Source organism: Paenibacillus sp. NEAU-GSW1 (assembly GCF_009737085.1).
Lineage (GTDB): Bacteria > Bacillota > Bacilli > Paenibacillales > Paenibacillaceae > Pristimantibacillus.
Genome location: NZ_WOVL01000007.1, coordinates 1 through 18,733, shown reverse-complemented (window position 1 = coordinate 18,733; position 18,733 = coordinate 1). Strand labels below are relative to the sequence as shown.

The 18,733-nt window shown below is 51.6% G+C and carries 22 protein-coding genes and 1 pseudogene; 6 read left to right on the top strand and 17 right to left on the bottom strand.

What is annotated here, in order from left to right; translation table 11 throughout:
- Positions 1-32: 32 nt before the first annotated feature.
- Both GOM71_RS06555 and GOM71_RS06550 read left to right on the top strand, forming a co-directional pair.
- Positions 33-1,343: a glutamate-1-semialdehyde 2,1-aminomutase gene (locus GOM71_RS06555; protein WP_156279027.1), complete on the top strand. Its 1,311-nt coding sequence runs from the start codon at positions 33-35 to the stop codon at positions 1,341-1,343.
- A 3-nt stretch (positions 1,344-1,346) separates the two neighbouring features.
- Complete coding sequence (locus tag GOM71_RS06550) at positions 1,347-1,535, top strand: hypothetical protein (protein WP_156279025.1); 189 nt, start codon at positions 1,347-1,349, stop codon at positions 1,533-1,535.
- 446 nt (positions 1,536-1,981) lie between these two features.
- On the opposite strand, the gene GOM71_RS06545 is transcribed toward GOM71_RS06550, so the two are convergent.
- Complete coding sequence (locus GOM71_RS06545) at positions 1,982-2,344, bottom strand: hypothetical protein (RefSeq protein WP_156279023.1); 363 nt, start codon at positions 2,342-2,344, stop codon at positions 1,982-1,984.
- Between the two features lie 204 nt (positions 2,345-2,548).
- A complete protein-coding gene (locus GOM71_RS06540) occupies positions 2,549-2,830 on the bottom strand; it encodes a hypothetical protein (protein WP_156279021.1) in 282 nt (93 codons plus the stop codon).
- Between GOM71_RS06540 and GOM71_RS06535 the strand changes: the two are divergent.
- Positions 2,788-2,907, top strand: a pseudogene (locus GOM71_RS06535) (AraC family transcriptional regulator); the annotation flags it as partial. The gene GOM71_RS06540 and the pseudogene GOM71_RS06535 sit on opposite strands and share 43 nt — an antisense overlap.
- A 123-nt stretch (positions 2,908-3,030) precedes the next feature.
- Positions 3,031-3,687 carry a DUF2306 domain-containing protein gene (locus tag GOM71_RS06530; RefSeq protein WP_156279017.1) on the top strand — a complete coding sequence of 219 codons (657 nt, stop codon included), beginning with the start codon at positions 3,031-3,033 and terminating at the stop codon, positions 3,685-3,687.
- A 79-nt stretch (positions 3,688-3,766) separates the two neighbouring features.
- On the opposite strand, the gene GOM71_RS06525 is transcribed toward GOM71_RS06530, so the two are convergent.
- From GOM71_RS06525 to GOM71_RS06490, 8 genes are all read right to left on the bottom strand, one after another.
- A complete protein-coding gene (locus GOM71_RS06525) occupies positions 3,767-4,861 on the bottom strand; it encodes an ankyrin repeat domain-containing protein (protein WP_173275296.1) in 1,095 nt (364 codons plus the stop codon).
- Between the two features lie 131 nt (positions 4,862-4,992).
- Complete coding sequence (locus GOM71_RS06520; protein ID WP_367649492.1) at positions 4,993-5,847, bottom strand: inositol monophosphatase family protein; 855 nt, start codon at positions 5,845-5,847, stop codon at positions 4,993-4,995.
- A gap of 101 nt (positions 5,848-5,948) precedes the next feature.
- The gene (locus tag GOM71_RS06515) at positions 5,949-6,770 is read right to left on the bottom strand and encodes a sulfite exporter TauE/SafE family protein (protein WP_156279013.1); all 822 of its coding nucleotides are present in this window, start codon (positions 6,768-6,770) and stop codon (positions 5,949-5,951) included.
- Between the two features lie 21 nt (positions 6,771-6,791).
- A complete protein-coding gene (gene uvsE / locus GOM71_RS06510) occupies positions 6,792-7,811 on the bottom strand; it encodes a UV DNA damage repair endonuclease UvsE (RefSeq protein ID WP_156279011.1) in 1,020 nt (339 codons plus the stop codon).
- Between the two features lie 3 nt (positions 7,812-7,814).
- Complete coding sequence (locus tag GOM71_RS06505; protein WP_156279009.1) at positions 7,815-8,132, bottom strand: hypothetical protein; 318 nt, start codon at positions 8,130-8,132, stop codon at positions 7,815-7,817.
- A gap of 94 nt (positions 8,133-8,226) precedes the next feature.
- On the bottom strand, positions 8,227-9,342 hold the full coding sequence (locus GOM71_RS06500; protein WP_156279007.1) for a D-alanine--D-alanine ligase: 1,116 nt from the start codon (positions 9,340-9,342) through the stop codon (positions 8,227-8,229).
- Positions 9,343-9,362: 20 nt separating this feature from the next.
- Positions 9,363-10,631 (bottom strand): amidase domain-containing protein, encoded by a 1,269-nt coding sequence (locus GOM71_RS06495; RefSeq protein WP_156279005.1) that lies wholly within the window; start codon positions 10,629-10,631, stop codon positions 9,363-9,365.
- A gap of 121 nt (positions 10,632-10,752) precedes the next feature.
- Positions 10,753-11,496, bottom strand: coding sequence for an IclR family transcriptional regulator (locus tag GOM71_RS06490; protein WP_156279003.1), 744 nt, complete (start codon positions 11,494-11,496; stop codon positions 10,753-10,755).
- Between the two features lie 260 nt (positions 11,497-11,756).
- On the opposite strand from GOM71_RS06490, the gene GOM71_RS06485 reads away from it, so the two are divergent.
- Positions 11,757-12,869 (top strand): alpha/beta hydrolase, encoded by a 1,113-nt coding sequence (locus GOM71_RS06485; RefSeq protein WP_156279001.1) that lies wholly within the window; start codon positions 11,757-11,759, stop codon positions 12,867-12,869.
- 65 nt (positions 12,870-12,934) lie between these two features.
- On the opposite strand, the gene folE is transcribed toward GOM71_RS06485, so the two are convergent.
- The 7 genes from folE to GOM71_RS06450 all read right to left on the bottom strand — a co-directional run bounded on the left by folE (position 12,935) and on the right by GOM71_RS06450 (position 17,375).
- A complete protein-coding gene (gene folE / locus GOM71_RS06480; RefSeq protein WP_156278999.1) occupies positions 12,935-13,528 on the bottom strand; it encodes a GTP cyclohydrolase I FolE in 594 nt (197 codons plus the stop codon).
- A gap of 25 nt (positions 13,529-13,553) precedes the next feature.
- Positions 13,554-13,781, bottom strand: a complete 228-nt coding sequence (locus tag GOM71_RS06475; RefSeq protein WP_156278997.1) for a YneF family protein — start codon at positions 13,779-13,781, stop codon at positions 13,554-13,556.
- A 91-nt stretch (positions 13,782-13,872) separates the two neighbouring features.
- On the bottom strand, positions 13,873-15,033 hold the full coding sequence (gene queG / locus GOM71_RS06470) for a tRNA epoxyqueuosine(34) reductase QueG (protein ID WP_156279340.1): 1,161 nt from the start codon (positions 15,031-15,033) through the stop codon (positions 13,873-13,875).
- Between the two features lie 38 nt (positions 15,034-15,071).
- The gene (rnhA, locus tag GOM71_RS06465) at positions 15,072-15,509 is read right to left on the bottom strand and encodes a ribonuclease HI (RefSeq protein ID WP_156278995.1); all 438 of its coding nucleotides are present in this window, start codon (positions 15,507-15,509) and stop codon (positions 15,072-15,074) included.
- Between the two features lie 146 nt (positions 15,510-15,655).
- Complete coding sequence (gene lepB, locus GOM71_RS06460; protein WP_156278993.1) at positions 15,656-16,225, bottom strand: signal peptidase I; 570 nt, start codon at positions 16,223-16,225, stop codon at positions 15,656-15,658.
- Positions 16,222-16,779 (bottom strand): DUF402 domain-containing protein, encoded by a 558-nt coding sequence (locus GOM71_RS06455; protein WP_156278991.1) that lies wholly within the window; start codon positions 16,777-16,779, stop codon positions 16,222-16,224. The genes lepB and GOM71_RS06455 overlap by 4 nt, the downstream gene beginning before the upstream one ends.
- A 173-nt stretch (positions 16,780-16,952) precedes the next feature.
- A complete protein-coding gene (locus tag GOM71_RS06450; protein WP_156278989.1) occupies positions 16,953-17,375 on the bottom strand; it encodes a GNAT family N-acetyltransferase in 423 nt (140 codons plus the stop codon).
- 422 nt (positions 17,376-17,797) lie between these two features.
- Here GOM71_RS06450 and GOM71_RS06445 point away from each other — a divergent pair, with 422 nt between their 5' ends.
- A complete protein-coding gene (locus tag GOM71_RS06445; protein ID WP_156278987.1) occupies positions 17,798-18,412 on the top strand; it encodes a superoxide dismutase in 615 nt (204 codons plus the stop codon).
- Positions 18,413-18,733 lie beyond the last annotated feature (321 nt).

The following is an 18,733-nucleotide window of genomic DNA, read 5'->3' as shown; positions in this document are numbered from 1 at the left end:
GCCCAATACGATATTTAGGAGGTCTACATACGATGACTATGACCCGTACTCGATCCGAGGCATTATATCAGGAAGCGCTTGAGCATATTGTCGGCGGCGTGAACAGCCCGTCCCGATCTTTCAAAGCGGTTGGCGGCGGCGCGCCGGTGTTTATGAAACGCGCGGAAGGCGCTTATTTTTGGGACGTGGACGACAATCGGTATATCGATTACCTTGCCGCATACGGTCCGATCATTACCGGCCATGCACATCCGCATATTACGGAAGCGATTATTCGCGCGGCGCAAAACGGTACGCTGTACGGAACGCCTACCGAGCTTGAAATTAAGCTGGCGCGCATGTTGAAGGAGGCTATTCCTTCAATGGATAAGGTGCGCTTCGTCAATTCCGGAACCGAAGCGGTCATGACAACGATCCGCGTTGCCCGCGCCTATACGAAACGCAACAAAATTATTAAATTCGCAGGCTGTTATCACGGCCATTCCGATCTTGTTCTTGTTGCGGCTGGCTCCGGGCCTTCGACGCTTGGCATACCGGACAGCGCCGGCATTCCAACAAGCATCGCGCACGAGGTCATTACGGTGCCGTTCAACGATTTGGACGCGCTCAAGGAAGCGCTGAACCGTTGGGGCGACGACACGGCAGCCGTCATGATCGAGCCGATTGTCGGCAACTTTGGCATGGTTATGCCTGAGCCGGGCTTCTTGGAAGGCGTATGCCGCGTGACGCGCGAAGCGGGCGCACTCGTCATTTATGACGAGGTCATTACCGCTTTCCGTTTCCACTACGGATCGTCCCAGACGTTCGCGGCATTCCCCGATCATCAAGCAATCGAGCCCGATCTTACTGCACTGGGCAAAATCATTGGCGGCGGCCTGCCAATCGGCGCATACGGCGGCCGAAAACACATTATGGAGCAGGTCGCTCCGCTTGGCCCTGCTTACCAGGCAGGCACGATGGCCGGCAATCCTGCCTCGATTTCCGCAGGCATCGCTTGCCTTGAGGTGCTGCAGCAGCCTGGCGTCTACGAGCGGATGGACGCGCTCGCAGCCGAACTGGCAGACGGCATTGCCGCAGCTGCTTCGCGCCATGGCGCGCCGCTGACGATCAATCGCATTCGCGGCTCTTTCTCTACTCATTTCTGCGACCACCCGGTAACGAATTACGATCAGTCGCAGGACACGGACGGCGAGAAGTTCGGCCGATTCTTTAAGCTCATGCTGGATCAGGGTATCAATCTCGCTCCATCGAAATATGAAGCGTGGTTCTTAACGATCGCGCATACGAAAGAAGATATTGCAGCGACCATTGCCGCTGCAGACTACGCCCTCAGCAAGCTGTAATGAATGAGGCGCGGTTCGGTTGGCAATAGGCCCTTAACCGCTCGGTTCGGCAGACTGCGCAGCTTTAGACGCGGACCGCTCGGTTCGGCAGACTGCGCAGCTCTAGACGCGGACCGCTCGGTTCGGCAGACTGCGCAGCAATGGGTACGTAACTGCTCGTTCCACCATGCTGCGTACGCCATTAGCGATTAGCGAACCAGACTCGCTAATTAACGAACTTAAATTCGCTATTGAAGCCGCTAGATTTTAGTAGTCTAGCAATAGCGAAGTGATTTTCGTTATTCGCAAACCTTGCTTCTCAAATAGCGTCACTAGCTTCGCTAAATGATAGTTAACACGTAAAATTGATCCGATTAAGGAAATTGGTTTCGTTATATTGCGAACCGGCTTCCTTAATCGATCTACTGTTGATAATCCGCTTTACCTAATGGATAGAAATTAGCGTCGTCTGCTGGTTCTCCCCATTTGTTTATAAGTGGCTCTCTATTGGGGAGAACTTTCGCAAACGTTTCTTCGTTGACAGTTGACTCCATCCACATTTGTTTATAGTTTGCATCCGAATGGGGATAAAACGCCTCATTCTTCCCTCTATTGCCCTCTGTCGCCGCACTCTTATTCACATGTGCAATACGCCTATCTCACCGCTCGTCATTTGAGCCTCTATCCACATGTGGATAAAATAAACAAGCAATGATCCACCCTTCTCTATTGCCTGCTAACGACCGAACGCGAAAGACCAGCAGCAACGATACGTTCGAAGAAACTCCGCACTTCTCGGTAATATAGATGCGGATAAATCGCCCCGATGCTCCTTCATCCAATTGAATCGTCTCGGTCATGCTGCCCGCCGACAGTTCTCTGCTGGCGGATGCAACCGTTGCCCAGTCGCTGCTGCCAGCGGACAAATCGTCTCCCGTTTGAGCGACTTGAATATCAAACGTTTTACCGTAAGCCGCTTCCCAGACGTGCACCAACTTGGATAAGTCATGAACCTCGCCCAAATCGACGGCAATCCCGATTCATTGGCGTGCCCTGATTATCCGTATATTTAGCTTCCCAGCGCGTGCCCCGATTGCCGTCTGTGAGCCATTCGAGTCAAAATTGGTGTTACTGCTTGAAGCGGTAACTGTCTTATGCAGTGCCAGGTTTACCTCGGCAGCGATCGTTTGCGTCACTTTAGCCGCTTTATAACCGGTCGCTTTAATTCAGACCGCGTAACTGCCTGATTCCGTAAAGCGATCCAAAACAATTGATATTTTGCCCGATTCGACTGTATAGTCGCCGGCAGCCAGCTCAGCGCCGTTAGTCGACCAGCTGACTGGCACATTCCATCCCGGATGAATGCCGCCGTTGTAATAAACGTCGACTCGCGCCGCTTCATTTTCGATGCCAAATTCTGAGTAGTCTTCGTTTTCCGTCCAATACTCCCAATCCCGGCTTTGCGAAAATATACGAGATTTCGCAAATGCTCGGCTACCAGAAGCCAAGCTATTTCATTCAGCTGTTCAAAAAGCATTACGGGCTAACGCCGCAGGAATACCCAAATAAACAGTCACAAGCGTAAACCGTACAGCAAGCACCGACTAAAGTCGGAGTTTCCTTTCCACCCCTGGTCTGTTTATGAAATTACTTCCAGCTTATATAATTGGCCATAGATCAATTAAATTGGAGCTTGGAGGGAATATTGATGACGAAAGAAATGAAATTCCGGGCTTGGGCGTTCGGTATTCTAGCCGTTCTTGCGACAGGCGTCAGCGCTTATGCCTTTATATTTTTCGGCTCCTTGGACCAAATGCGCGAGATGCCCCTGGTACAAGGGAAAAATGAGCTGCCGTCCCTTTGGATTCACGTATTATGGGCGCATGCGTTGTCAGCGGGCACGGCGCTGCTGATCGGCTGGCTGCAGTTTGTAAAGAAGCTGCGGGTTCGATCGCCGCGCTTGCATCGCATCATTGGCTATATCTATTCCTTGATGATCATCATTGGCGCCGTTACCGGGTTTTATCTCGCTTTCTACGCCGACGGCGGATGGATCGCCAGCGCAGGCTTTGCCGGTCTCGCCGTCTCATGGCTGTTCACGCTCTACCACGGCCTGTTCCAAATTATCGTGAAACGCGATCATGCTGCGCATCGGCGCTGGATGACCTACAACTACGCGCTTACATGCGCAGCCATCATGCTTCGCATTTACATTCCGCTAGGTCTCCTATTATTCGGCATCATCGATACGAACGAGACCTTCGACGTTATCGCTTGGATATGCTGGGTTCCGAACCTGCTTGCCGCCCGTTTGTTTCTCGGAGCAAAGCCTAAGAACAAAGCTCGTCATTCTGTGATCCTATAACAAGCAATGCAACCGCAAATAGGCTGAACGCGACCCTCTTCCCCGGTCGGCGTTCAGCCTATTTCACTTCAAATATTTATTAAGCGAACACTTCTTTTCGATCCATATACGATTCCAGCAACTCAATCAACGCTTGATTATTGTTCTCCAGCGCTATCGTGTATGCCGTCGTTATCTCATCCGAATGGACAATCGTCGGATCAGCTCCCGCTTCGAGAAGCAAGCGTACCGCCGATACCTCTTCGCATTCCGCCGCTTTCATAAGAGCGGTCGTCCGATTGTCTGTCATCAGATTCGGATCGGCACCCGCGTCCAGCAACGGCTTCATCACATTGATAAAGCCGCGGCTTCCCGAATAAATGAGCGGCAGGCTGCCGTGATTATCGCCTTCGTTCGGATTGGCTCCAAGCGAAAGCAGTTTGTTTACCATCGCTGTTCTGCCGTTAACAGATGCTCGTATCAAAGCTGTACAGCCGTAATTGTCGCGATGACGCCAGTCCGCGCCGTTGTCGATTAGCAATTCGAGCATTTCAACGTTCCCGTTTTCAGCGGCACGCAGAAGGGCCGTCCGTCCTTCATGATCGGTGGCATGAGGGTCCTCGCCCCTCTGCAGCAAATCATACACTTTATTCAAATCATTATGATAAGCGGCCTTTACCAGCTTCGGCGCTTTTTTCAATTTCGGCCGGCCTTCGCCGTAATAAAAAACAATTTCATGCGGAGTCGTACTGTTGCCGCCCTTTAAGTTGTGGCGAAGCGCTGCAAGCGTCAGAACAGGCCCCCATGGAATCCCCCACCAACCGAATACTGCTGTTATTGCCGTGTAAATAGCCTTTATTGTTCCATTCTGAAGCGTGTCTCCAATGACCATTCGCGATCTCATATTTGCGGTCACGCCGAGAGAGACCACCAATTCGTAGTACGAAAGCTTCGTATCCGGCTTGACAGGCACACCTTCGTACTCCGCTGTCTCCATAAAGATCGCCTCTTTATTTTGCTCGATCCATTGGATAAACGCTTTCGTTTTCCGCGCTTCCTTTCTAAAAAACACGATAAGCCAGGTCAGCGCGATCGCTCCTGCAAGCGGTCCCCAGCCTGCCGCATCCCCTCCGATAGCGAGAATTGAGATGCCTGCGAAATAAAGCATGAATGCAATTAAATACAATAATGACATCATTATCTCCCCTTTGCGATAATATCGACAAAATTCGAGATTTTTTGTATAGAATTAGCGCCTTTTTCACGAAAAAAAGCTTCCATCGTCCGCTGGCGCGAGACGAAAGAAGCTTCTTTAACAAGCCAGTATTATTGCGCAGCGTCTGCTAGCGCGAGCGCGCCGACCAGTTCCTCGTGAATTTGTCCGTTAGAAGCGACAACATTCCGAACGCCAAGATGATACGGCTTACCAAGCGTATCCGAAACTTTGCCCCCCGATTCCTGGATGAGCAAGGCGCCGGCTGCGAGATCCCAGCTGTTCAGGCCGATTTCCCAAAAGCCGCTAAGCCTTCCCGCCGCCACATAAGCCATATGCAGCGCAGCCGAGCCGCTGGAGCGTATATTGCGCACCTGCGGAGCGATCGCCTGCAGCCCTTTCATATTAAGCGGCAGCGCATAGTGATGATCGGCCGGGAAGCCGGTCGCGACCAGGCTGCTTTTCAGCGCGGACTCAGCGGAAACGCTCATTCTTTTGCCATGAACATAAGCCCCTTTGCCTTTTTCCGCAAGAAACAGCTCATCCTTCATCGGATCGTATACGACGCCAACGATAACCTCGCCGCGATACGCAAGCGCAATCGAGACAACGAAAAACGGAAAGCCGTGCACAAAATTGGTTGTGCCGTCAATCGGATCGACGATCCACAAATACTCATCCTCAAGCTTAGCTTCCAGCGCTCGAGCGGAGGCCTCCGGACCGGGCTCGACGCCTTCCTCGCCGAGAAAGGAATGATGCGGAAAATGCGTCTGGATCAGCCGCTTGATCAGCGTCTCCGAGCCTTTGTCTACTTCTGTAACCAGATCATGCGAAGAATATTTTAGATCAAGATTCTCATAATTGCCAAGCTTAGTCTTTATCCATTCTCCGGCTTTAGCCGCACAATTAATCGCTACGGCGGTAAAGCTTTTGCTGCCGACAACGGCACCATTTTGCTGATCGCTCACCGTGCATCACACTTCTTTCTACCTTTGTAAGTAACAATAAAACAATAATAGATAATCAATAAGCATAGTATACGAAAAAAAATGAATACTTTCTTATATTTTTATAAATCCAGCAATCCCTCAATAATCATTTGACATGCGAGAAGCAGAAGCGTCGCGCGCAGCAGCCAGAGAAGTCCTCTGCCGCTCATCCGAGAAGCGATCCATGCGCCGGCTTTCCCGCCAACCCAGGCTCCCGGAACTAATGCGAGCAGCAGCCAATAATCAATTTCCCCAAGCCATCCGTGCATTCCGCTGCCAAGTATCGAGGATAAAAAAATAACGAACATGGACGTTGCCGTCGCCACATGCGGCGGAAACCGAAACAGCAGCACCATAACGGGCACGAACAGCGAGCCCCCGCCGATTCCGAACAATCCGGACACGAACCCGACGGCGAAGCCGATCAGCAGAAGCGGAAAAAGGCCATAGCCGTAAGTGTGGACTTGTCCGGCGGCATCGGTCATCGTCCGCTCGATCGGCCATTTGCGGGATATCGGTTTCATATATTCGCGGGCGATTAGCAGCGCAGCCATTAACAGCATAAACACGCCAAAACTGAGGGAAAATGCGGGGCCATGGAAAAGGCCGGTCAGCGCCGATCCGAGGAAAGCGGCCGGACCGCTCGTAATGAAAAGAAGCAGTCCGCTGCGAAAATCGACAATTTTCTTCTTCGAATAGCTGAGCGTTGACGCCAGCGCCGTCACAATCAGCATCGTCAATGAAGTGCCGACTGCTGTTGCATGGTCAATCGCCCCCCCGGTTAGCTGCGGGCCGAGCAGCATAAGCGCAGGAACGACGATAATGCCGCCGCCCAGCCCTACTATGCTGCCGAACATGGCGGCTAAAGCGCCGAGAAGAACGAGCAGTATCCATTCCCACAACTTGTATCACCGCTTTCATCTCTATGGTGTAATTTCGATGCTTCCGCCGTCGATAACCCGGACGCCTTCGCCAAGCGCCTCTAACCGCTGCCAATCCTCCATCAGCTTCAAAAGCGCCGCATCTTTATGCTTGGCTTCAAGCATGCAGTCGACTCGCCCCGTCGAAGCGGCAATGTCCCGCAAAAACCGGAGCAGCGGCTTCGCCTCAACGCCGTCGGCATGGCTTCTGCGATCCGTATCGCTCCTCGGGCTGGAAGCGTGGATTTTGGGCGGCAGCGCACCCGGCGACGCAAGACCGAGGCGGATCGCTTCCTTCTCCCAGGTGTTAAGAATGCGCGGCCAATACTGATTGACCAATTGCTCCCGGGCGATGCCGCCGTCATTCACGTCATGGTGATGGATATCGAGCACCATCGGCACATTTGCCGCTTCGGCCGCTTCCAGCGTTTCGCAAACGTTGAACGTTTTATCATCGTTTTCCAGCGTTACGCGCTGCCGCAATCTTGGCGGCAGCGCGGTAAATTGCCTTACGAACCGGTCGCCGGATTCAAGCTTGTTGCCGTAGGCGCCGCCGATGTGAATGTTGTTTTTTACCGTCTCAGACAGCCCCATCGCTTCGAGCATTCGGACATGGTAATCCAAATCCCTTTGCGAACTGGCAAGAACCTCTGGACGGGGCGTGCTGAACACGCAAAAATGATCCGGGTGAAAAGATACCCGCATGTCCGATTTTTGCACAAATTCCCCCACCGCGGAAAAAGAATCCGCAAGCGCAGGGTAAGGGTCCCAATCGCTCAAATCGCTGTGCGTCGCCAGCGGTATTATTTTTGAAGTGAACCGGTAAAGCCGGATATCGTGAGCCGCCGCATGCTTCATTATGCGAAGCGTTGTGTGCAAATTTTGTTCGGCAATTTGCTCCAACCGGCGAATGGCCGCCGCTCGATCTGGCTGCTTGATGAAATTTGAATACGTCATCGTTCTTGAAGGCGAGGCATTCTGTAGCAGCAGGCTCATAGCCACGAAACCGAATTTTACAATCATTTGTTAGGCACGTTCTCCAAAAAACATTTCGAAAGCAAGCGCCGTTTGAATTTTCGACTCCTCTTCCGTCAGCTTTCGAACGAGTTCCATTTCAACCTCGGTAACCTCATCGCCTTGAAAGTTAATTTCCGCGATAGACGCGAGAATGCGTACGATTGCAATCGCCACATTGTTAGGCGTATAGGCAATGACCTTCTGGCCGGTTGGAAACACGCGAAAACCGCTCTTCACCATTTTGCCCCGTCCATATTCTAACAATTCATAAAGCTCCTGCTCCGACTTGAACTTGCATACGGAATTAAACTCTGTTGCGAACCCCATCCATAAACCTCCTCTATTTAGTAAAAAACTTATATAAGTTGAACAAGAACAGCGCATGAGTAACGTAGCCGCGATAATTATAATTTCAACTTATCTAATTGCCGCTACCGCCATAGTCGATGCTTTGTTTATCGGCATACCGTTTGAGCGCTAGCTCGATCAGCTTATCAAGCAGCGCCCGGTAAGGCAAGCCCGAAGCCTTCCACATTAAAGGATACATGCTGAACGGCGTAAAACCGGGGAGCGTATTGACTTCGTTAATGAAAATCTGGCTGTCGGCTTTGCGTACAAAAAAATCGATGCGGGCCAATCCCGATCCGTCGATCGCCAGAAATGCGCGAACCGCCAGCTCGCGTATCGTCTCCGTCGCAGCTGACGGAAGGACGGCCGGTATTTGCATCGTCGATTTACCGTCAATATATTTAGCCTTGTAATCGTAAAATTCGTTGGACGGCGCGATTTCGCCTGGAACGGACGCTTTCGGCTCGTCGTTGCCGAGCACGCTCACTTCGATTTCACGGGCGTCGACAAACTCCTCGACGATCACTTTCCGGTCGAACCGGAATGCATAATCAACCGCAGCAATCAGCTCATCGCGATTTTTCGCTTTGGAAATGCCGACGCTGGAGCCGAGATTGGCCGGTTTTACAAAGCAGGGATAGCCAAGCGAAATCTCGCATTCCATAATGAAAAAAGCGGCATCCTTCTCCCACTGCGTCCGATTGAAGTAGCGGAACACGCATTGCGGAAGACCTTCCTGAGCGAACACTTTTTTCATCATAATCTTGTCCATCCCGACAGCGGAAGCGAGAACTCCAGCCCCGACATAAGGGATATTCGCTATTTCGAGCAAGCCTTGAAGCGTACCGTCCTCGCCGAAGGTTCCATGAAGAAGCGGGAACACGACATCGATCGGAGATGCGCCGCTTGCCGAGCCTGACAGATCAAGCCGCTCGAACAGAGGAGCAAGCGGAAACGCCGCGGCAGCCGAAGGATCGGCCGCCGCCAGCTTCAACTCGTCGATGCTGCCCGGTTTGCCGGACAGCATCGCTCCGCGTCGCCACTCGCCAAGCTTCGTTATATAGAAAGGGGTAATTTCATACTTGGCGTAATCGAACTCGCCGGCAACGGCGAACGCTGTCTGCAAAGAAACGTCATGTTCGCCCGACTTGCCTCCGTAAAGAAGCCCTACATGCAATTTCTTCCCCATAGCGTATCCTCCGGAATGAATTATAGTAGATCCGCAATATGAAAAAACCGATATTTTGTCTGTTCCGTCCAAGCGTAGGAATCACGATAGTCCCAGTAGCGGTGCCTGCTCGGAACCGTATTGGCGTTCACAAGCGGCATGCCCGCCGCGTCAAAGGCGGTAACGATCGTACTATGTTCAAAACGGCCGTCGCCGTTCCAATCATACGTAATAATATCCCCCAGCTGCAGCTCCTCGGGCGAATAGACAACCGTCGCTCGCAGCCCAGAGCTTCGCTGCGCTGTCAAATAATTGGCCATCGCATTCGATACCGACCAACTGTAGCTCCACCATTCGCTTCCCTTGTTGCGGCCTTTATACCACCAGCCGCTGTCTCTTTTACCAGTATAGTTCATTGGCGCATTGCCTGCAAAGATGGCTTGAGAGGTAAAGTTCGTGCAGTTGACTTCAAATTCCTCATAGCTTGAATTCGGCTGATTCCACCATAAGTCCGCATAGGCAGCGGCAAGATCGCGGCGATACGGCACTCCGGCCTGTCGATGCTTCAATTGCGGAAACAGGTCATAGTTCAAAAAAGGGGTCGAGCGGGCAAACGGAATTCTGTCGTACGCGACACCGATTTCTTCTTCGGTTCCTCCCGCATACTCGCTCGCGCCAAAACGCGGACGGCGCTCCGCGATTACAGGCTCGATCCGGGTTATTTTCCAAACGCCGCCCTCCCCCGACAGCCAGATTCTCTCGCTTTCCGTTCTCTCCTCGATATAATAAAGTCCCGCCTGCTCCATCTGCCGTTTCATATGCAGCTTTACCAGCACCGACACTTCGGCTGCCGACTCATTTACTCGCAGAAATTCCGCTTTCGTCTCGCCTCGGGACGGCAAGCAGCCTCGGTACAAATCGCGTTCCCGCAGCCGCTCCAAGCGCCCGCGAAGACGGGCACAATGCTCCTTATCCGAGACGTAGCCTTCGATCGAGGCGACATGCTGCTGCGTTTCCGCATGATTGTAATGAGTCACGTACTGATGCAAAGCTGCTTTCCAGCCTTCATTCTGTTCCTTGCCCGTACGAGCAAAATCGGATGAGCGAAGCAGCGAATTAAGCCTTGCTCCCGGCCTCTGCTCTTCTGCGGCCGATTGCGGCCGCTTCTTGCCTGGCGGCTTCTCCGGCTGAGCCGACGCTGCAAGGCTGTTCTGCGATGGCGCCGCAGCAGATGACTTGTTCAGCAGCGGCTGCTTGGGCTGCCGATCGGAGCGGCTTCCTCCTCCTTGCTTGACCGTTCGCGAAGACATAGCTTCCCCTCCTGCCCTTCATTAGCTGGTTCATTATATGAAGGATATGGGACTGCTATTCAAAACAAATGGAAGGCTTGCCCAGTTTTGGCGGCAAGCCTTCCATTCCATTACGTACTTATTATCGAAGCATCGTGCCCATTCGTCTTGCCGATTCGATGACGGAGGGCGCATATTCGCTCATCAATTCAAGCGTCAAGCGGCTCGACGGTCCTGAGAGCGACAAAGCGGCAACGAGATTTCCGTTGCGATTGAAGATCGGCGCGGACAGCGCGGCCACGCCAGGCTCGCGTTCTTCGAAGCTGGTCGCATAGCCTTGTCCTACAATCTCTTCGAGCTGCGACTTATAATGCTCCCGGTCAATGGCAGCAGGCCAGATTGGGTTGCCGGTAATTTGCTTTTGCACGTCCCGATCCGCATATGCGATCAGCACCTTGCTGGAAGCGCCGGCATATAGAGGCAGCCGCGCACCGACCGGAGCGACGCGCCTGACAGGCTGATTGCTTTGCACCGCCTGTATGCGGATCCGCTCCATGCCGTCGCGGACATAGATGCTAACCGTCTCTCCCAATTTATCTCGCAGCCGCTCCATCTCCGGCTGCCATATAATTCCCGGATCGTCTGTCCGTGACAAGTGTGCCGACAGCTCCCACACGCGGATACCCAGATGATAACGGTCCGACGCCGAATCCCGCTCGACAAAACCTTTATCCTCAAGCGTCGCCAGCATGCGGTGCACCGTGCTTTTATGCAAGCCGACCTTCTCGGCAATTTCCGTCATCGCCAGATTGGTGCCCGTTGTAAAACATAGCAATATATCAAGCGCGCGGTCTACCGCGCGCACATTCGCTTTGCCCTCTTCCATCCCTTTGCCGCACCCCCCAGCATCGCTGCTTAGCCGTTCCATGTATTGAGACTAATTATCGTTTAGTATAACCAATCCGGCCGCAATCGTAAAGAAAAGTTACTTCATTACAGCCTTGTTACAACTGCTTAACATTACGTCGACATTGATTGACAGGCTCAGACTATCGACATACGATGAAAGTACCAAAAAGAAATAAAGCGTTTTCATATTATATGTAACTTCATTTATAAGGATAATAGGATAGGGAGGGCTACGACATGAGTACAACCATTATGACGCCAATTCCGCTGGAAAGCGGCTTCCCTCAAGTGCTGCCGTCATTTCAGCAAACAGGCGGCATTCTGAATCGTCCACGTCCGCAAGCTAGAACGAGACGCAATCATATGCTAGTCGCCTGGACCGCTGCGTTCGCGGCAATGTGCTTGCTTGCTGTCGTCGTTTTTCACGGCTACGTGGCTTGGATGCTTGCACATCCTTATGTAGCCCCCCTTTTCTCCAATCCGAAGGCTGCTGTCGGCCTTGATTACGAAGACATTGTGTTCCCGAGCAAAAGCGGCCGCACGACCGTAAGCGGCTGGTACGTCCCGGCTGGATCAGCGGAACTCTCGAACGGTTCCGGCGCTGAAACGGCAGCATTGACGTATGGCGCCGCCGAATCCAAACGCACCGTAGTTCTCAGCCACGGCTACGGCGCCAACCGCGAAGAAACTTGGGTGCCTATGTACGATTTGACCAAGCTGCTCAACAGCTTACATTACAATGTTGTCCTTTTTGATTACGGCTATGCTTCCTCCGACTACAAAGTGCCGGCAACCGGCGGTCTTGAGGAATCGCAGCAGCTGCTGGCGGCGGTTGATTATGCCAAAGCGCAAGGCGCAGAGGAAGTAATCGTATGGGGCTTCTCGATGGGAGCCGGAACCGCTTTGCAAGCGGCTCTGCAAACCGACGACATCGACGGCATGATACTAGACAGCCTCTTCCTCGCAAGCTCCGACACGCTATACAGCAACGTGACGCAAATCGTTGATCTGCCGCGTTTTCCGTCCATGACGCTGATTGAATCGCTCATGCCTGTATTTTCCGGAGCGAGCCTGAACCAAATTCCGCTCGATACAATTATGAATGATTCTTTCGATATTCCGCTTTACATTATTCATGGAACGAATGACGCAAAAGCGCCCTACCAAACGGCCGAGTTGATTGCCGCTGCACAGAACAACCCATTGTCCCGCTCGTGGATCGTGCCGCAAGGGCAGCACGAGATGCTGTTCCGTGAAGATCCGAATGAATACATTCAACGCGCAGTCTTGTTCTTAAGCCAGTTGGACCAAAAATTCGATTCCGAAACGGCTGTCGCTTTCGCTCAATAGCACAAAATAACCGTTGCCGTTCGGCGCTTGACGCCGGCTGGACAACGGTTATTTTTTTCGCGCAACTAATCTTTAATTAAGGATAAAAATTCCGAGCGCAGCGCAGGGCTGCTGCGGAACTCGCCGCGTACTGCCGAGGTTACCGTCTTGCTGCCCGGCTTCTTCACCCCTCGGGAACACATGCACAAATGCTCGCCTTCCACAACGACCATCACGCCTTGAGGATGAAGTTCCTCTTCAATTACATTCGCAATATCGGTTGTAATTCGCTCTTGCACCTGCAAACGGCGAGTAATCGCCTCAACCAGTCTGGCGAATTTGCTTAAACCGGCAATTTTGCCATTCGGCAAATAGCCGATGTGTATTTTTCCGAAAAAGGGAGCCATATGATGCTCGCATTGGCTGTAATAAACGATATCTTTTACAATGACCAGCTCTTCGTGCTTCTCGTCGAACGTAACGCCCAAAACCTCGCGAGGCTCTACTTCATAGCCCGCAAAAATTTCTTCATACATGCGAGTGACGCGCGCAGGCGTCTCCAGCAATCCTTCCCGTTCAACATCTTCGCCAACCAACTTTAAAATTTCTCGAATATGATGCTCAATCTGCTCCCGGTTACGCGATACTGCCGAATTGACGTAATCCTTTCTTCCCGCCATTCGATCTCTCCTCTCCGGCTATCTCCTATTTACGAGGCATTCTGTTATTTTGGTTTTTCATCATGCTTTGCGCGCGCTGCATTTGCTGTTTATTTAAGTTGTAGCCCATTTGCTTCGCCATCTTCTGAATCATTTCCGGATCGTTTTGCATCCGTGACAATTGTTGACGCAAGTAGAATACGCCGCCGAAAAATCCGCCGACGCCGCCGACGATTAATGTAATAATCGGAATAATAATGTTCCAGGTGTTCATATTAAATTCACCGATCCTTTTTATCCATAATGTCCACTATGATAGCATGGAAAGCAAGCGTTCGCAAACAGCGGAAGCAAAGCAATTTTTACTAGATATCAGCCGTCTCCAAAGCAGCGATCGCCCGCTCGATATAGGTACGCGCTTCCTCGTCGCCTTCCAGCGGCAACGCGCCTCTCAGCGCTTCTTCCGCTTCTTCGCCGCCGATGCGTCCAAGCGCCCACGCAGCCGTGCCTCGCAGCACGGGACGGGTGTCCTCGCGCAGCACCTGCGCCAAATCGTTCACGGCGCTCTTCTCTTTAAAGTTGCCTAAGGCAATGACCGCGTTCCGCTGAATCGGCTTCTTGCCCCGCCAAGCGGACGAGCTGCTGCCATAGCGCTCCTTGAACTCGCGATTGCCCATCGTGAGCAGAGGAACGAGCAGCGGCTTAACCAGCTCGTGATCGGGCTGCAATTCCGGCTGATGCGTCCAGTTCTTGCCGCGGTTGACCGGACATACCGTTTGGCAAGTATCGCAGCCATACAGCCGATTGCCGATTTTGCGCATAAACTCGTCCGACACGAAGCCCTTTGTTTGCGTAACGAACGATATACAGCGCTGGGAATCGAGCTGCCCGGGCCCGACAATCGCGCCGGTTGGACAAGCATCTATACATTTCGTGCACTCCCCGCAGCCTTCAGTAACCGGCTCGTCCACAGGAAGCGGCAAATTCGTAATCATCTCGCCGAGATACATCCATGAGCCAAGCTCCTCGGACATAATCGAACAGTTTTTGGCGCTCCAGCCGATGCCCGCCCGTTCAGCAACTGCCCGGTCGGACAACGCCCCTGTATCGACCATGCTCTCGACACGCAGCTCCGGCACTCGTTCGCGCAGCCAAGCCTCAAGCTTCGCGAGCCTGTCGCGCAGCACCTTATGATAGTCCTCGCCCCATGACGAGCGGGATAAAATGCCTCTCCTTGCGCCCGGCTCCGATTTAGGCGGGTTTTGCAGCTTTGACGGGTAGGCGATCGCAATTGCGATGATCGACTGCGGATTATCGAAGAGCAGCGCCGGATTCGTCCGCTTGTCCAAATCAGGCTCTTCAAAGCCCGATTCGCGACCAAGCTCGCGATGCCGAACAAGCACCTGCTTCAGCTCTGTAAACGGGTCCGCCGATGCGACGCCAATTTTATCGATGCCTAAACTTTGAGCAGCCTCGCGCATTTCCTGTTTCAGCTGCGCCCAGCGGTTATCCGTTTCTGGCAGCATGTATTCGTTCACCCCTTGCTTAACCGCGCGGACATTGATCAGGCAAGCTGTTTGATTGCCTGCCGAGCCAATTCGTCGCAGCGATTGTTCCATTCGTTGTCGCTATGGCCTTTCACCTTCACATACTCTACAGTATGGACCTTCATAAGCTCCCATAGCCTTTTCCATAGATCCTGATTTTCTACAGGCTCTTTCTTGCTGTTCTGCCAGCCATTGCGCAGCCAGCCGTAAATCCAGCCCTTCTGAAAGCAATTCACGACATAGGCGGAATCGCTGTGCACTTTAATGTTGCAAGGCTCCTTGAGCAGGCTCAACGCCTCAATAACAGCCGCAATTTCCATTCGGTTGTTCGTCGTCTGCTTCTCGGCTCCGGATATTTCCTTCCGATGAGCGCCGTAAAACAGCACAGCGCCCCAGCCGCCGGGACCCGGATTTCCGGAACAGGCTCCGTCCGTGTATACGATGACTTCCTTCATCTATTATCCGCACCTTTTTAGAGGTTGTTCAAAAAGTCCAATTTTGATCACGAGGCTATTCAAGAAGCGTAATCGACATCGAATCTTGAATTCATCCGGGACAGCGTATGCTGTGCTGAAAACCGGACTTTTTGAACACGCACCTTTTACAACACTTTAAATTGACCGAACGGCCATATTATAAATTCAGCTCTCCCGCGAATCATCGACTTCTGAATCGTGCCGAAAATGCGGCTGTCCTTGCTTGCTCTCGCATGACGGTTGTCCCCCATTACGAAATAACCGCCCTTCTCCAGCTGAATCGGCATAAAATCCAAATCCTCTATGACAGAATCGACATAGGTCTCCTCTACGAGATCGCCATTACGGTACAACTGCTTATTATAAATCTCCAGCCGGTCTCCGGGAACGCCGATAATCCGTTTGACGAGCAGCTCCTGCTCACCGGCCGGAGACATCGGATCTTCCAATATGACAATATCGCCAAATTTCGGCTGCTCGAACAAATAGACGAGCTTATTAATGAACAGCCACTCTTTCTCATGCAGCGTCGGCTCCATAGAATGGCCCTCTACAGTAGAAAGATTAAATACAAACAAATGAAGCAGCATTACGATAGCAAAAGAAACAACGACCGTTTTCGTCCAATCCCACAGCTCTTTTTTCCAGCCTGACTTTTGTGCGCTATTTTCCGAAGGTGAGACGTCCACGCTCATCGCTCGCTTTCCTCGTACTGTTCCGACCATGCCTTATAATAGTCAAGCACAACACTCTCATGAAAAGGGGCTTGACCGCGGTCAATGCGCTGCAAAAGCGCCGTCAGCCCTTGGTATACCAGATCATCAACCATCTTCGGATAATGATAAGCAAGCTTATGCAGCTCATATTCGTCTTGATCGACGATATGCCGGCTTCCGTCCGCTGTCCGGATCACATCCAGATCATAATCAATATAGGTCAGAACGTCTCCTTGCATGAAAGGAGGCGATGCGATATTGCAGTAGTAGCGCACACCGGCATCTTCCAGCAGCGCCACGACATTGAACCATTCGCCCGGTATAAAAAAAGAGACAGCAGGCACGCGGCTAACCCACAGCTTGCCATCGGACTCTTGAATCGGCGTTTGACGATTAATGAGGACTATCATTTCCTCGTCTCGATGCTCTGGAGCGATCCGCTCCTGCGGCACAAGCCAATTGCGCTGCCAGGTCCGATGAAGATGCCCGTCATGCTTGAAGCTTTTAATTACACAATGCCGATAATTGTTCATGCGGGCCTCCTTGTCATCAGGATCTTTGAGCCGAGCTCAAAGTCGCTCATTATTCTCAAAGTCGCTCTACATCTAACGATCGCTCTTATATAAATAGAAAAGCATATCTCATCGCCAAAAGCAATGGCGATGCAGATATGCTCTGCACATATGGCATTATCAGCGAAAGCCGCTTAGCCTGCAATAATACTTAATTTTTGAAACGAACGATAGAAGTCGTTCGAAGCGTATCCCATAGCCTCATACAGCGGAAGCACCGGTTCGTTATATTCATCTGCGGTAATTAAAATCTTCAGAACATTGCGCTGTTCAAAACGTTGGCGCAGCGCCCCGATTAGTGCTTTGCCGATTCCTCTCCGTTGATGGCTAGGAAGTACGGCAACACGATAATAATAACCTTTGTTATTATCAATCGTACCGATGATCATTCCAACAATCTCTGACTGTTCGACGGCGACTAGAACCAGCTCGCTGTCCCATGACAATTGACGTGCAAAAGCTTCCATTGTTTGCTCGTAGCAATCCTCGGAAAGTACATCCTCAAGGAGCGCCGTTAGTGGTCTGTAGTCAGACAACTGGAAGGAACGAACGTTCATTACATATACACCTTCTATACCATGTCATAGTGCTGCATGTGTGACCGCCGACTTATAACTGCTAGACTATATGCCTGCTTAACGAGGGACACAATAAGACCTGTACACATATTATACGACATAATTTAGACAAATTCCTGCTATTTCTTTAAAAAAACTTAAAAATTTTAAAGAAATAACGAGATATTCGATGAAAACGCTTTATATTAAGCGCTTACATTCATAAAAATTAATGATTACTCCCATTTCTTCGTAATTGCTCCCTCTTTTGCATATTTACGCGAAAAAAATGCCATTCTAATGCTGCTGTCGATCCTGACTTTAGCGAGCCGACTTTTTCAACATAAATGTTGATTTATTCGTCCGGATAGAGGATAATGATTGGAGAGTTTTACATATCTATTATTAGGAGGCTATAAACAATGGCTCATCAATTACCTGCACTGCCTTACGCAAACAACGCTCTGGAACCGCACATCGATGCGTTGACTATGGAAATCCACCACGATCGTCACCACAATGCTTATGTAACAAACCTGAATGCTGCTCTGGAATCCGCTCCTGAGCTGCAAGACAAATCGCTGGAAGAACTGCTTGCCAACAACCTGGCAATCGTTCCTGAAGCAATCCGCACTGCTGTTCGCAACAACGGCGGCGGCCATGCGAACCACTCCCTGTTCTGGGAAGTTATCGGACCAAACGGCGGCGGCGCTCCAACTGGCGCTCTTGCAGCTGCAATCGACAGCGAGCTGGGCGGCTTCGATACGTTCAAAGCTGACTTCGCTAAAGCGGCAGCTACTCGTTTCGGCAGCGGCTGGGCATGGCTCTCCGTTAAAGACGGCAAACTGAAAGTTTCCAGCTTGCCTAACCAAGACAGCCCGATCTTCGAAGGCGAAACGCCTTTGCTCGGCCTGGACGTTTGGGAGCATGCTTACTACCTGAACTACCAAAACAAACGCCCTGACTACATCGCAGCGTTCTGGAACGTTGTAAACTGGGCTGAAGTTGGCAAACGTTACGAAGCAGCTGTTAAGTAATAGCCTTTAATAATAGCGGTACAGGGAACTATCCCTGTACCGCTATTTTGTTTTTGACCAATGGTGTGGTCGCGTTGCAGCTTACAGCATTCGTGGCTTTAAGGCCATTTTCGGCCTTAATTCCTCCGTTGCACCTCGCGCAATCGACTTTTAGGCCGTTTTCGGCCTTAAAGCTCGCTTTTTCCTCCGATTGCCGCTGCTTTCCGGCTATATAAGGCCATTTTCGGCCTTATTCCCTCCGTTGCACCTCGCGCAATCGACTTTTAGGCCGTTTTCGGCCTTAAAGCTCGCTTTTTCTCCGACTTCCGCTGCTTTCCGCCC